The 14,560-nt window shown below is 37.2% G+C and carries 12 protein-coding genes; all 12 read right to left on the reverse strand.

Features of this window, described 5'->3' with window-relative positions; genetic code table 11:
- Window positions 1-51: 51 nt before the first annotated feature.
- The 12 genes from V7122_RS13410 to V7122_RS13465 all read right to left on the reverse strand — a co-directional run bounded on the left by V7122_RS13410 (window position 52) and on the right by V7122_RS13465 (window position 14,553).
- Window positions 52-4,371 carry a PolC-type DNA polymerase III gene (locus V7122_RS13410; protein WP_335527165.1) on the reverse strand — a complete coding sequence of 1,440 codons (4,320 nt, stop codon included), beginning with the start codon at window positions 4,369-4,371 and terminating at the stop codon, window positions 52-54.
- 211 nt (window positions 4,372-4,582) lie between these two features.
- Window positions 4,583-5,845, reverse strand: coding sequence for an RIP metalloprotease RseP (gene rseP / locus V7122_RS13415; protein WP_335353172.1), 1,263 nt, complete (start codon window positions 5,843-5,845; stop codon window positions 4,583-4,585).
- Window positions 5,846-5,905: 60 nt separating this feature from the next.
- Window positions 5,906-7,051, reverse strand: coding sequence for a 1-deoxy-D-xylulose-5-phosphate reductoisomerase (locus tag V7122_RS13420; RefSeq protein ID WP_335353173.1), 1,146 nt, complete (start codon window positions 7,049-7,051; stop codon window positions 5,906-5,908).
- Between the two features lie 31 nt (window positions 7,052-7,082).
- The gene (locus tag V7122_RS13425) at window positions 7,083-7,871 is read right to left on the reverse strand and encodes a phosphatidate cytidylyltransferase (protein ID WP_335527168.1); all 789 of its coding nucleotides are present in this window, start codon (window positions 7,869-7,871) and stop codon (window positions 7,083-7,085) included.
- Window positions 7,872-7,890: 19 nt separating this feature from the next.
- Window positions 7,891-8,667, reverse strand: a complete 777-nt coding sequence (locus V7122_RS13430; protein WP_335346557.1) for an isoprenyl transferase — start codon at window positions 8,665-8,667, stop codon at window positions 7,891-7,893.
- A gap of 254 nt (window positions 8,668-8,921) precedes the next feature.
- On the reverse strand, window positions 8,922-9,479 hold the full coding sequence (gene frr, locus V7122_RS13435; RefSeq protein ID WP_335346556.1) for a ribosome recycling factor: 558 nt from the start codon (window positions 9,477-9,479) through the stop codon (window positions 8,922-8,924).
- Window positions 9,479-10,204, reverse strand: coding sequence for a UMP kinase (pyrH, locus tag V7122_RS13440; protein WP_335346555.1), 726 nt, complete (start codon window positions 10,202-10,204; stop codon window positions 9,479-9,481). The genes frr and pyrH overlap by 1 nt, the downstream gene beginning before the upstream one ends.
- 107 nt (window positions 10,205-10,311) lie before the next feature.
- On the reverse strand, window positions 10,312-11,193 hold the full coding sequence (tsf, locus tag V7122_RS13445; RefSeq protein ID WP_335353174.1) for a translation elongation factor Ts: 882 nt from the start codon (window positions 11,191-11,193) through the stop codon (window positions 10,312-10,314).
- Between the two features lie 188 nt (window positions 11,194-11,381).
- Complete coding sequence (gene rpsB, locus V7122_RS13450) at window positions 11,382-12,083, reverse strand: 30S ribosomal protein S2 (protein WP_335353175.1); 702 nt, start codon at window positions 12,081-12,083, stop codon at window positions 11,382-11,384.
- 153 nt (window positions 12,084-12,236) lie between these two features.
- Entirely contained in the window at window positions 12,237-12,845 is a 609-nt protein-coding gene (locus V7122_RS13455; RefSeq protein WP_335353176.1) for a hypothetical protein, read from the reverse strand.
- A gap of 9 nt (window positions 12,846-12,854) precedes the next feature.
- Window positions 12,855-13,166, reverse strand: a complete 312-nt coding sequence (locus tag V7122_RS13460) for a hypothetical protein (protein WP_335353177.1) — start codon at window positions 13,164-13,166, stop codon at window positions 12,855-12,857.
- Between the two features lie 37 nt (window positions 13,167-13,203).
- On the reverse strand, window positions 13,204-14,553 hold the full coding sequence (locus tag V7122_RS13465) for a DUF342 domain-containing protein (protein WP_335527172.1): 1,350 nt from the start codon (window positions 14,551-14,553) through the stop codon (window positions 13,204-13,206).
- Window positions 14,554-14,560: the final 7 nt, after the last annotated feature.

The following is a 14,560-nucleotide window of genomic DNA, read 5'->3' on the forward strand; positions in this document are numbered from 1 at the left end:
CATGTCAAGGGATTGACCCCTTTTTAACATAAAATTTTAATAGGCTGAGCATTAAAATAGTGAAAGCTGATTTTGTTCTGGAAGTGATTCCAGACATCCATGGTTGTCCAAATACTCAATGATTGTTTTGGATAATTTCCCCCGCTGCTGAAGGTCTTCTTTAGACAGAAACTCCCCCACTTCCCTAGCTTTTACAATATTAAGGGCTGCATTTGTCCCCAATCCAGGTATCGAATTAAATGGAGGTATTAATGTGTTTCCATCGATAATAAATTCGTTAGCACTTGAGCGGTATAAATCAACCTTTTGGAAGCTAAAGCCACGTTCAGACATTTCAAGAGCCAACTCCATCACCGTTAATAGGTTCTTTTCCTTTGTGGAGGCATCAAGGCCTTTAGCATTTATTTCTTCAATTAAAGCACGGATGGATTGCGATCCTTTAACCATGGCATCTACATCAAAATCTTCAGCACGAACCGTAAAGTATGCTGCATAATACAAAAGAGGATGATGAACTTTAAAATAAGCAATCCTTACGGCCATTAAAACATAAGCAGAAGCATGGGCTTTAGGGAACATATATTTTATCTTTTTACAAGAGTCAATATACCATTCAGGTACTTGATTCTTCCTCATTTCCTCTTCCATTTCATCTGTTAACCCTTTACCTTTACGAACGGACTCCATGATTTTAAAGGCAAATGCTGGTTCGAGTCCTTGATAAATTAAATACACCATAATATCATCACGACAGCCAATTACTTCACTTAGTGTACAAGTTTTATTATGAATGAGTTCCTGAGCGTTCCCTAGCCAAACATCGGTACCATGTGAAAGTCCAGATATCTGGACGAGCTCGGAAAAGGTTGTCGGTTTTGTATCTTCAAGCATTTGACGAACAAATCTTGTTCCAAACTCTGGAATGCCAAGTGTACCTGTTTTACACATAATTTGTTCTTCTGTTACACCAAGCGATTCTGTACCGCTAAAGATTTTCATTACTTCTGGGTCATCGGTAGGAATGGTTTTAGGGTCAATCCCGCTTAAATCTTGAAGCATACGAATAACTGTAGGATCATCGTGCCCAAGAATATCAAGTTTAAGCAAATTATCATGGATCGAATGGAAATCGAAATGAGTTGTCTTCCATTCAGAATTTTTATCATCAGCCGGAAATTGGATCGGTGAAAAATCATAAATATCCATATAATCAGGAACAACGATAATTCCTCCTGGATGCTGACCTGTTGTTCTTTTTACACCGGTGCATCCAGAGGCAAGGCGTTCAACCTCTGCACCTCTTAATTGGAGGTTATGATCCTGCTGATAGGCTTTTACATATCCGAATGCTGTCTTATCGGCAACTGTTCCAATCGTACCCGCCCGGTATACATAGTCTTCTCCGAACAGTACCTTCGTGTAGTTATGGGCACGCGGCTGATACTCACCTGAGAAGTTTAAGTCAATATCCGGAACCTTGTCTCCTTTGAAACCAAGGAAGGTTTCAAACGGGATATCTTGTCCATCCTTTATATAGGAAGCACCGCAGTTTGGACAATCCTTATCTGGCAGGTCATAGCCTGAACCTACTGAACCATCATTAAAGAATTCAGATTGCTTGCACTCTGGACAGACATAATGTGGAGGAAGCGGATTAACTTCTGTTATCTCTGTCATCGTTGCAACAAAGGATGAACCAACAGATCCACGTGAACCAACTAAATAACCATCATCTAATGATTTTTTTACTAATTTATGAGAGATCAAATAAATAACAGCGAATCCATGCCCAATTATACTTTTTAATTCTTTTTCAAGACGAGCTTCTACTATTTCAGGCAAATTATCTCCATAGATTCTTCTTGCCATTTCATAGCTCATATTCCGCATTTCATCATCTGCGCCTTCAATTTTAGGCGTATACAGATCATCCTTAATTGGTTTAATAACATCTATCATATCGGCCATTTTATTTGTATTATCTACGACAATTTCCTTTGCCTTTTCACGCCCTAGAAAAGAAAAGGCATCAAGCATTTCATTCGTTGTTCTAAAATGTACATCTGGAAGCTTATGACGATTTAATGGATTTGCTCCCCCTTGAGAGCTGATCAGGATCTTACGGTAAATTTTATCAATAGGATTTAAATAATGGACATTTCCTGTTCCGACAACAGGAAGACCTAGTTTATCACCTAATTGAACAATATTCCCAATGATCTCTTCTAGAGCCTTTTCATTCCTTATTAGCTCTAGTTCAATTAAATGTGCATAAACGGCTTTCGGATGAACTTCAATATAATCGTAGAATGCCGCAATATCTTCAACTTCTTCAGGAGACTTCTGCATCATTCCTTGGAAAACTTCACCTTTATCACATCCGGAGCCAACAAGAAGCCCTTCCCGGTATTTCTGCAACACTGATCTTGGAATCCGAGGAACACGATAGAAATAGTTCATATGAGAAATAGAAACCAGCTTAAATAGATTCTTTAAACCAGCTTCAGTTTGTGCCATCACTGTACAATGATAAGGTCTGGCACGCTGGTAAGCATTTCCCTCACCCATATGATCATTGAACTGATCATGAAATTCAATTTCTTTTTCTGCAGCATCCTTTAACATCTTTAATAATAGATAACCAGTTGCTTCAGCATCATAAATCGCTCTATGATGCTGTGTTAACTCAACATCAAATTTCTTCGCCAGCGTATTTAAGCGATGATTTTTCATTTCTGGATATAAGAAACGGGCCAATTCAAGTGTGTCAATAACTGGGTTTGCTGCTTTGCCTAAACCAATTTTCTTATAACCTACATTTAAGAACCCCATGTCAAAAGATGCATTATGAGCTACTAAAATCGCATCGCCCGACCACTCGTAAAATCTTTGAAGCACTTCATCAACTTCAGGTGCATTTTCAACAAGGTCATCCGTGATTCCAGTTAAATTAATGGTCGTAGCAGAAAGTGGGTGATGCGGATTCGCAAAGGACTCAAAGCGATCGATAATTTCCCCGTTATGAATCTTAACTGCTGCAAGCTCAATAATCGTATCATAAACAGCAGATAAACCAGTCGTTTCAACGTCAAATACTACATACGTATCTTCAGTCAGCCTTCTTTTTGCACTGTTATAAGCAATAGGAACCCCATCGTCCACTAAGTTAACTTCTACACCATATAATATTTTTATATCATTTTTCTTACCTGCACCAAAAGCCTCGGGGAAAGACTGTACGACTGCATGATCCGTTACAGCTATTGCCTTATGGCCCCATTTCTTCGCCTGGCTAATAAGGGTGCTGACAGATGTTACAGCATCCATTTGACTCATCGGGGTATGAAGATGCAATTCTACTCGTTTTTCATTTTCGGGTGCTGTATCCTGTCTTTGGATCGGTTTAATTTCGTTAATATCATTTCCAATCATAACAAGATCACGAACAAAGGTATCAGTTTGAATACTGCCTCTCACTTTTAGCCACATACCCTTTTGAACATGCTGATACAACGCAGCATCTTCCTTGTCCCGTGAAAACATTTTGACTATTATGGAGCTTGTGTAATCCGTAATTTTAAAGGTTAATAGTGTTCTGCCGCTACGGAGTTCCCTTGTTTCTGCAGAAAACACATACCCCTCTATGGCAACACGGCGTTCTTCATCGACAATATCAATAAGCTTTCTGAAATCGGCATCATCTTTAATCGTTAATCCAATTGTCAGTGGGCCTTGAACTGTGGAAGCATTATTAGCTCCCTCTTCAGCTTCTTTCTTCTGCATTTCTAACATTGCCTGAATGCCGCGTTCTTGGTCCTCTCTCTGTTTAGCCTCTATAAATTTCTTATATTCTTCATTTGCGGCTTCGGAGGAAATTTCAGTTTCGATCGTTAATTTCGGAAAGCCAAGTGTTTCATAAACACCCGATATTATCTCAGAGTATTTCCTTTTAATAGATAATCCTTCCGTATCGTTTCTTACACTTATTATTAACTTGTTCCCATGCACAGAAGGAATCTGTTCATTTAATAACTTAATTAATGGAGGAGCCATGCCTTCCATTTCCTCCATACAATATTTCCAGTACCCCTGCACCAATTGTTCATCAATATGATTATTCTTAACTTCAATGGTAAATGATGTATTTGCAATATGAGAAAATACCTTTGCCAACTTAGTGGAAAAAAGGCTAAAGATATTAAATGGTAAAATTTGCTCAAATTCAAAATAAAAATGCCACTTCTTTTCTCTCTTCCCAATTACCACTTTTTTTATTTGAGCATGCTGAAAATGCTGCACTATTGAATCCTCGGTTAATTGCAGCTGCTGGAGCAAGAGTTGGAATCTCTCTTTATTGCCTAGGGCTTCCATTGATCTCTCTCCCATCTATTAATTTTCAATTTCACATATACAGACGATGTCTATTATAACATGAACCTTCTATCATGTGACTGCCTTTTAAACGATCTTTATTTACCTTCAACCTTATAAAAAAAAGGGTCAATTCTATTGGGTGAAAAAAGCGGTGGATTATCGTCCTCTTTTTCACTCAAAAAGAATATGACCCTAAAATGGCTATATTTTATAAGAAAAATCTTTGAATGTCGTTCCAAGTAACAACTAGCATTAATAGCATTAATAATGCAAACCCGATAAAATGAACCATTCCTTCTTTATGACGGTCAATTGGTTTTCCTCTTACTGCTTCAACCGCGAAGAACATCAATCTTCCGCCATCTAATGCAGGGATTGGAAGTAAATTCATGATTCCTAGGTTAATGCTCAGTATACCAGCCCATTTCATTAAATAAAATATCCCCGATTTAGCTACTGTGTCGGTAGAGACATATATGCCAACTGGACCTGATAATGCATCAATAGAAAATTGTCCAGTAATTAATTTGCCTAGCATGACAAAGATTTCTTTTGTCCAATTATACGTTTCTATAGCCCCATTCGTTATGGCTTTAACAGGCGATTTTCCCATTGGGCTATAAACGCCGATAATACCGATTTTTTCTCCTTCTACTTCTTGAACCTTCGGAGTAACAGGCAAGTTGATTTCTTGTCCGTTTCGATCAAGTGAGAATTGCAGCTCTTTGTTCGGATTTTTGCGGATAATCTCAACAACATCTGACCAGCTTGATATTTCTGCTCCGTTAATACTATGAATGATATCCCCTTCTTTTAATCCAGCCGATACCGCAGCTCCATCAGGAGTTAATTTCCCTAGCTCAGGCTCGTTTGTAGGAATTCCCTGCAGGAGACCGATAAGTACAAATACGACAAAGGCAAGAATAAAGTTCATCATCGGTCCGGCAAAAATAGCCATAGTTCTTTGGCCTAGCGTCTTTGAAGCAAATTGTCTATCGTAAGGAGCAATAAGAGTTTCTACCCCATCCTCTACTAATACTGCACTTGGGCTTATAGTAAATGATTGTAGCTTTTCTTCCTCTTCCCCTTCAACATATCCTTTAATGACTAGAGAATGCTCTATATCTGCATGCTCTACCTCAATGACCCTAGCATTTGGGTACTTTTCCTTTTGATTCAAAATAATTTTATTAACTTGTTCTGATTCATTAAATAATAAACCAATCCTGAATCCTGGCTTTATTTCGATCATCTCGGGATCTTCTCCAGCCATGCGGACAAAGCCCCCAATAGGTAATAGCCTGATCGTATAGGTTGTTTCTCCTTTTTTATGAGAGAAAACCTTTGGTCCAAAGCCAATAGCGAATTCACGGCAAAGGATTCCTGCTCTTTTCGCAAATACAAAATGCCCTAATTCATGAAAAAATACTAGTGCCCCAAAAATGATAATAAAGGCTATAACTGTACTCAAAATATAACCACCTTTTTTAAAAAGATAACATAGTATTATCTTTTTGAGTTAAAAAGCTATTTAGCTTAAAAGTGAGTCTACATATTTTCTCGTTTCCAAATCAACTTCCTGAATATCAGTAAGACTTGGATTTACGATGTTTTTGTGAATACTCAAAGCCTTTTCAATTAAATCTTCTATTTGCAGGAAGGTTGCTTTTCCTTCTAAAAAGGCTGCAACTGCCACTTCGTTTGCAGCGTTTAAGACAGCAGGCATCGTTCCGCCCGCCTTACCAGCTTCATACGCATATCTTAAGCAACGGAAGCGATCCATGTCCATTTTCTGAAAATGGAGCTTTCCTATTTCCGCTAAGTTCAGCCGTTTTGCTGATGGAAGAGGCAGCCTGTCTGGATAAGTCAGTGCATACTGAATGGGAACTCTCATATCTGGTGTTCCTAATTGTGCAATAATGCTGCTGTCATGAAATTCAATCATAGAGTGAATGATGCTTTCTTTATGCAATAAAACGTCAATATCATTATAGTTGATTGAAAAAAGCCAATGTGCCTCAATGACCTCTAGCCCTTTATTCATCATCGTTGCAGAATCGATTGTAATTTTTGCACCCATGGACCAATTAGGATGGTTGAGAGCTTCATGAACTGTCACATTTTCTAGCTCTTGTCTCGTAAGGTCCCTAAAAGATCCGCCAGAGGCAGTTAAAATCAGCTTATCAATATTTTTCTGCTTTTCACCTTGTAAAGCCTGGAATATAGCAGAATGCTCACTATCTACTGGCAATAATGAGACTTGATTCTTTTTCACTTCTTCCATGACAAGGTGTCCAGCAGTTACTAACGTTTCCTTATTCGCAATGGCAATCGTCTTTTTTTCTCTAATAGCTTGCAAAGTTGGAGTTAACCCAATACTGCCAGTGACTGCATTAACAAGGATTTCTGCTTTATGATAAACGGCTACTTCTGATAACCCGTCATTGCCATATGTAAAAGTGATATTTGGAAATTCCGCTTCTAGTATTTGAGCTGATGATCTATCTGACACAGAAACAAGCTCTGGATGAAATTCATGAATGATTTTCCTAGTCAAGTCAAGATTTCTGCCAACCGCCATGGCAACTAGATTAAATTCATCAGGATGCTCCTTGATTATATCTAACGTTTGGGTGCCAATTGAACCAGTAGCTCCCATTAAACTAATATTCTTCAACAAACTCAACTCCTGTTGCATAAAGAACTAACTACATTAAATAGATAAAATGCAATAATGGCCAAACGAATAATAAGCTATCAAAACGATCTAATATTCCGCCATGCCCCGGCATGATATTACCAGAATCCTTTACATCATAATGGCGCTTCAAAGCGGATTCAACTAAATCACCAATTTGTCCAAAAATAGACAGGACTATCGTAATGATGGATAGCTGCAGAAAAGAGGCATTAATATCTGAGAAAAGAATAAAGAGCGCTGCCACTATTAGTGCACAAACGACACCACCAATTGAACCTTCAATTGTCTTATTGGGGCTAATTTCAGGCCATAGCTTGTTTTTCCCAATAGCACGGCCAATAAAATAGGCTCCAGAGTCGGTTGCCCATATGATAAATAAGGAATAGAAAATATATACTAGTCCAGATTCACGTGTTTCAATAAAGAAATAGAAACCAATTCCAATATAAAGTACAGCAAGAATTGAAAAAGCAACATCATCAAAATTAAATTGATTTTTTGTTGTTACTGTATACGTTAAAAAAAGTAAAACCGCGAGGAGGACAAATTCAATTTTCGAATAGCTTAGTGGTTCAAATGTATTCTGGAACTGTTTAGGTAATAGCATTACCCATAATAGTAATAAAGAAAGTAGCCCTGGTATAGAAAAGAGCTTAATTTTGCGCATTTTTAATACTTCATATAGTGCAATGGATGCCAATAAATAGGCTAGAATAATGAATGGAAATCCACCAAAAATCGTTAACGGCAAAAAAATTGCACCAAATATAATCGCTGAAATGATTCGTTGCTTCATCTATGTCGTCACACCTTTATTAAACTCCGCCAAACCGCCTCTGACGGTTCTGAAATACCTCAATCGCTTCAAGAAGATGCTCTTCACCAAAATCCGGCCATAGAACATCAGTAAACCAAAACTCAGTGTATGCAAGCTGCCAAAGCATAAAATTGCTTAAGCGGATTTCCCCACTTGTTCGGATTAATAAATCAGGGTCATTCAAGTCTTTTGTCATTAAATAGTTTGAAAAAATTTCCTCATTTAATTCACTTTCATTTATTATACCACTATTGCAATCTTTTAAGACAAGTTTGATTCCCTCAATAATTTCTGCCCTGCTTCCATAATTAAGAGCAAAATTCAAAATGAGCCCAGTATTATCCTTCGTATCTTCCATTGCCTTCTCAATCGCATTTCTTGTATGTGTAGGCAGCATTTCTTTATAGCCCATCATTTGCACTCGTACATTTTCTTCTACTAGCTCAGGAAGAAATGTCCCTAAAAACTCTTCTGGGAGCTTCATTAAAAAATCAACTTCCATTTTAGGTCTCTTCCAATTTTCAGTTGAGAAAGCATACAGTGTTAATGTTTTTATCCCAAGCTCATTGGCTAATTTAGTTGTTTTTCGAACTACTTTCATTCCTTCATGATGTCCCGCTACACGAGGAAGCGCTCTTTTCTTTGCCCATCTGCCATTGCCATCCATTATAATCGCTACATGTGAAGGAATCTGAAGCTCTTGAATTTTCAAGATTCTCTCTCGGAGTCCTGTTGAGCTATTCTGATTTCTCCATTGTTTCATTTTATTTAACATAAAAATGCTCCTTTAGATAGGTTTTCTTACCTCCGAAAAGAAAACTTGCCGATCATTACATCTGGTAAGGACAAGATAGAGTTCATTTTCTTTATTGTTTTATCATACCAAAAATCATGAAAGTTATCTCTATAAAAGGGTATGTATAGATAACTAAATTAAGAATATGCTTAATATGTATTTATTTTTTTGTCACGGTAATTTGTACCTAAAAGATTGAAAAAACCCCCTAATGATAGAGGGTAGTTATGCCATTACACTTCAAGTACTTCTTTTTCTTTATCCTTTGTAATAGAATCGATCTTACTAATTTGCTCATCTGTTAGCTTTTGGATATCGTCAGAGTAACCACGTAAATCATCTTCTGTGATTTCCCCATTTTTCTCTAGCTTCTTTAATTCATCATTTCCATCACGACGAATATTACGAATAGCAATTTTTGCTTCTTCTGATTCCTTTTTCACCTGTTTAACCAACTCTTTTCGGCGCTCCTCTGTAAGCTGCGGAATAGATAGTCGAATAATATTTCCATCATTTGATGGGTTTAAACCGATATCTGATTTCAGGATGGCTTTTTCAATATCACCAAGAATTGATTTATCATAAGGCTGAATGACTAGAAGTCGTGCTTCAGGAACAGAAACGCCTGCTAATTGATTAATTGGCGTTGGCGCCCCGTAATAATCAACAGTAATCCTATCAAGTAAGGAAGCATTGGCTCTCCCTGCACGGATCGCTGCTAATTCACGAGTATATGCTTGAATTGCTTTTGTCATTTTTTCCTTTGCATTCGCAATTACTTGTTTTGCCATTATTTTTTCCCCCTCACAATTGTTCCGATTGTTTCACCCATAACGGCACGATTAATATTCCCTTGTTCCATAATGGAGAAAACAATTAATGGAATATCATTGTCCATGCATAAAGAAGATGCTGTTGAATCCATTACAGCCAACCCTTCTTTTAAGACGTCTAAATATGATAATTCTTCATATTTTTTGGCATTCGAATCAATACGCGGGTCAGCAGAGTATACACCGTCAACATTGTTTTTCGCCATTAAGATAACTTCCGCTTCTATTTCCGCTGCACGTAAAGCGGCAGTTGTATCTGTTGAGAAATAAGGGTTGCCTGTACCAGCTGCAAAAATAACAACTCGCTTTTTCTCTAGGTGGCGAATTGCTCTTCTGCGAATATATGGCTCCGCTACTTGTCTCATCTCAATTGAGGTTTGAACCCTTGTCTCAACTCCTAGCTGCTCAAGGCTATCCTGAAGTGCTAAAGAGTTCATAACAGTTGCAAGCATGCCCATATAGTCGGCATTTGCTCTGTCCATTCCCATTTCTTCCCCAATCTTCCCACGCCATATATTTCCACCGCCAACAACAACTGCAACCTCAACTCCTAATTGAGCTAAATCTCTTACTTGTGCTGCAACTGACTTAATGACGGCAGGGTTAATTCCAAAGCCTTGCTCTCCTGCTAAAGCTTCTCCACTCAATTTTAAAACGACGCGTTTGTATTTTGGGTTACTCATAAAGACCTCCATATGTAAAAAATCGAAATGCGTAAACGCACTTTGAAAAATAGGGAACACAGTGTGTTCCCTATTTAAGCATATCTTGATGTATTATAGTAAGTTTATTATTTTTTAACCTGGCTCATTACTTCTTCTGCGAAATTGTCTTCACGCTTTTCGATGCCTTCTCCAACTTCGTAGCGAACGAACTCACGGATTTTTCCGCCTTTTGATTCTACAAACTTACCAACTTTTTGGTCAGGGTTTTTAACAAATGCTTGGTCGTTTACACAAACATCTTCGAAATATTTGCTTATACGGCCTTCTACCATTTTTGCAACGATATTTTCAGGTTTTCCTTCATTTAAAGCTTGCTGTGTTAATACTTGGCGCTCACGCTCTACTTCTTCTGCTGAAACTTCGTCACGTGACACATATTTAGGGTTTAATGCTGCAATGTGCATAGATACATCTTTAGCAGCATCTTCATCTGTTGTACCTTCAACTACAGTTAATACACCAATGCGTCCACCCATATGCAAGTATGCGCCAAATGCATCACTGTCTGTTTTTGTATTAACAGCAAAACGGCGAAGTGTAAGCTTTTCACCAATTTTTGCGATAGCAGAATTAATATGAGTTTCAACTGTTGCACCATTATCCATAGTTTGTGCAAGAGCTTCTTCAACTGAAGCAGGCTTTTTCGCTAAAAGATGATCAGCTAATTCTTTAACAAGAACTTGGAAGCCTTCATTTTTTGCAACGAAGTCTGTTTCAGAGTTTACTTCAAGAATAACAGCATCATTTCCCTCAACCTTGATAGATGTAAGACCTTCTGCTGCAATACGGTCACCTTTTTTAGCTGCTTTTGCAATTCCTTTTTCACGAAGGAAATCAATTGCTTTTTCCATATCACCATCAGTTTCTTGAAGAGCCTTTTTACAATCCATCATACCTGCGCCTGTTTTTTCACGAAGTTCCTTAACCATTTGTGCAGTAATAGCCATTATGAAAATCCTCCTTAAATCTTTATGTATTAATATTTTTACCTATATTTTCACTTACAAACAATAACTCTTTAAAAAAAGGTGATAAAGGGTGCTCCCTTATCACCTTTATTATTGTTAGCCTTGATTCTTGGCCTAATCCCTCAAACATAAATAAGATTTGATTTCATAAACCAGGATCGCTTATATTAAGCAGTAGTAACTTCTTCGCCTTGTTTTGCTTCAAGGATCGCATCAGCCATCTTTGCAGTTAATAATTTAACAGCACGGATAGCATCATCGTTTGCAGGGATAACAACATCAATTTCATCTGGATCACAGTTTGTATCAACAATACCTACGATAGGGATATTTAATTTATGTGCTTCTGCAACAGCAATGCGCTCTTTGCGTGGGTCAATGATAAATAAAGCATCTGGAAGAGTCTTCATATCCTTGATTCCGCCTAAGAATTTTTCTAATCGCTCTTGCTCTTTTTTTAATTGAACTACTTCTTTCTTAGGAAGCACTTCAAAAGTTCCATCTTCAGACATTCTTTCAATATCTTTTAAACGTTGAATACGTTTTTGGATTGTTTCGAAGTTTGTTAAAGTACCACCTAACCAGCGTTGGTTAACATAGTACATACCAGAGCGGATTGCTTCTTCTTTAACAGAGTCTTGAGCTTGTTTTTTCGTACCAACGAATAGCATTGTACCGCCGTTTCCAGCAAGTTCTTTAACGAAATTGTAAGCTTCTTCTACCTTCTTAACAGTTTTTTGAAGGTCGATGATATAGATACCGTTACGCTCAGTGAAGATATATTTCTTCATCTTAGGGTTCCAACGGCGTGTTTGGTGACCGAAGTGTACACCAGCTTCAAGCAATTGTTTCATTGAAATGACTGACATTGTTTTTCCTCCTAATGGTTTGTTTTCCTCCGCTTATTTCATTTTCAATCGGGAACTGAAAGGGTTTCAGCACCGTCCGACTAAATCTATAAGCGTGTGTATTAACACCATTTGTTAATATAGCATAAAAATAATGAAGTATCAAGTTATTCCTTAATTGTTTTGATTAAATTTTAATAAAAGATTAATTTCAGTCTTACCTTTATTTAGCTTTTGAGCAATTTCTATCTCATTATATCCTTGATTTTTTAATAGAAGAATATCATTTAATAATGATTGTTCCTGTGAATTCTCTTTTTCATTTACTTCTGCAAGAATAGGGTCGATTTCTAGCGGCGGCAATTCTATCTCGTCACGTACCGTCCGGTTGGAACTATTATTTGGATGAATACTTGGAACGACAGCATTTTGTTTATAAGCCTTTGCAGCACTATAAGCATTGACTTTTCCCTTTCGGCTATGAAGGCTTATGTTCCTTTCAAGCCCGGGCTCATCTTGATCTTTATTAATCGTCTTACGACTTTCTGCATTATTGGATGATTGAGCATTCCGTTCAATATGACCAATTCGTTTAATAAAATCATCGTTTTCTTCCTTCATCTGAACTAAATAAGCAGAAATCACTTCTTCCATTTCTTGAATCATTTTCTCCTGTTTTTTCTCTACTTGTAAAAACCGGTTTTGACGCAGAAATAAAATGATAATTGAAAAAAGGGCAAGAACATTTAAAAACAAGCTAATTAATAATAAAAAAGTGGTCATATAATCCCTCTATCCACTGTAATCAATATTTTTTCCTTTATATGGGTGTTTCTCTTTTTCAACAGGCTTGCTGCTTTTCTTTTTTTGGTGATTTTCTTTATTTTCCCCATTATTGCCATTGCTCTCATCTTGCATTAGTTTGACATTCGCTTTTTGTTCATGTTTTATGACAGTTTCTCTTTGCTGTTTTTCTTCTTTATGGGTTCGCTCTGTGGCAAAATCATTGATGTTTTGGCCTCGCTGCTGCAATTGCTCTTGGATTTTCCCCGCTTCTATTGTCCTTGGTAAAGCAACTTGCATTTCAATCGACTTCAAACTCATAGTTCCACACCCATCTCTAATAAGTCATTTTTACTGTCTATAGAATAGGCTCAGACATGATTTCCCCGCCTTGAAGTAGAAAACGAGCCGATGATTGTTTGTGCTGCAATTGCATAGCATACTTCCCAAAACGCAAAGTAGTATTTGGATATACAGTCTCATAAATATAAATGGAAGAGTCTTGTCTATCGTTTATTGCTTCCTCCAATTGCCTTAGCTCTTCATCTACTTTTGTGATCTGCTCAACAATATTTTGTTTTGTAGATCTTTGCTTGAGAATAACGACTTTTTGTTCCTGTGATAAATTCCCGGTTAGCTTTGCAAGCTTCTGCTCAATATTTGATAATTTCTCAAGATTACCATGTAGTTTCGCTCTTTCTAAATGTAACTCTTTCTCTCTTTCAGTTAAAGACGTATCTAAATAAGCTTGTAGTTCCGTTTTTGTAAACAAGTGGTTTCCAACTTCTTTTACATGTATTTCGTTATTAGCTGTAAGAATTCCGCCAATTACGAATGTATTTTTGCCTAAAATGGAGGAGCCTGCTCGAATTTTACTGTGTAAAATGGATGACTCTATGATAACATCGTGACCAGCATGCACATTTGCCTGATTTAAGTAAGTTGCCTGAACATTGCCTACGCTAGAGATCATCCCTTTATTTCCTCCCGTAACTCCTCCAGAAATAATGATATTTCCTTCAGCGTGAATATTTGCAGCCTCTACTAACCCAAATATTCTAACATCTCCGCCTGCTCTTATTTCGTATCCGCTAGGTACATTTCCTCTAATTACGACATTGCCAATAAAATCTACATTTCCTGTTTTTAAATCCAAATCACCATTGACTTCAAATACAGGATTCACGGTGATCATTTTGTCTGTAAGGCTTAATTGACCATCAGAAGTTGAATAAAATCTTGAATTATTTAATATTACATTTTTTCCTGGTCTTATTTTAAGGGGTTTTCCATTTTTAGCGGGTATCCTTTTTCCAAATACATCCATTCCTTCTGTACCTGGAGTGGGCGGGACAACTGAAGCAAGAGGCTGGCCACTTGAAACAGATGGGATTTGAAGAACTTTTCGGAAGTTGAATTTTTCTCTTACCTCTTTTTTGTCATGTTGAACTTCATTTAGAAGGTAGGCATCCACCCCATTTTTAGGCGGGATGCCTTCAGCAATAATGGATGGATAACTTAAGGATTGTGGGTTTTCACAAATCTGATTCATCACATCCTCAATGATTCCGAATGATATCTTTTCTTTAGAAAGAAATTGTTCAATATCACTCTTTTTAATGGAAAAGTCATTTTCTACATTCGAAACTAAATCAATTTTTGCTGTTAAACGATCCTTCGTTATAATTATTCGATAATGCTCTTCCATTTAAGCT

The sequence above is a fragment of the Bacillus sp. JJ1532 genome (assembly GCF_036965085.1).
GTDB lineage: Bacteria > Bacillota > Bacilli > Bacillales > Cytobacillaceae > Cytobacillus.

What these genes read in the sequence shown, in the direction of transcription:
- V7122_RS13455 (WP_335353176.1), bottom strand. Translation starts at nt 12,845, where the DNA reads ATGACCACTTTTTTATTATTAATTAGCTTGTTTTTAAATGTTCTTGCC.
- V7122_RS13465 (WP_335527172.1), bottom strand. Translation starts at nt 14,553, where the DNA reads ATGGAAGAGCATTATCGAATAATTATAACGAAGGATCGTTTAACAGCA.
- V7122_RS13410 (WP_335527165.1), bottom strand. Translation starts at nt 4,371, where the DNA reads ATGGAAGCCCTAGGCAATAAAGAGAGATTCCAACTCTTGCTCCAGCAG.
- V7122_RS13425 (WP_335527168.1), bottom strand. Translation starts at nt 7,871, where the DNA reads ATGAAGCAACGAATCATTTCAGCGATTATATTTGGTGCAATTTTTTTG.
- V7122_RS13460 (WP_335353177.1), bottom strand. Translation starts at nt 13,166, where the DNA reads ATGAGTTTGAAGTCGATTGAAATGCAAGTTGCTTTACCAAGGACAATA.
- V7122_RS13430 (WP_335346557.1), bottom strand. Translation starts at nt 8,667, where the DNA reads ATGTTAAATAAAATGAAACAATGGAGAAATCAGAATAGCTCAACAGGA.
- pyrH (WP_335346555.1), bottom strand. Translation starts at nt 10,204, where the DNA reads ATGAGTAACCCAAAATACAAACGCGTCGTTTTAAAATTGAGTGGAGAA.
- rpsB (WP_335353175.1), bottom strand. Translation starts at nt 12,083, where the DNA reads ATGTCAGTCATTTCAATGAAACAATTGCTTGAAGCTGGTGTACACTTC.
- frr (WP_335346556.1), bottom strand. Translation starts at nt 9,479, where the DNA reads ATGGCAAAACAAGTAATTGCGAATGCAAAGGAAAAAATGACAAAAGCA.
- tsf (WP_335353174.1), bottom strand. Translation starts at nt 11,193, where the DNA reads ATGGCTATTACTGCACAAATGGTTAAGGAACTTCGTGAAAAAACAGGC.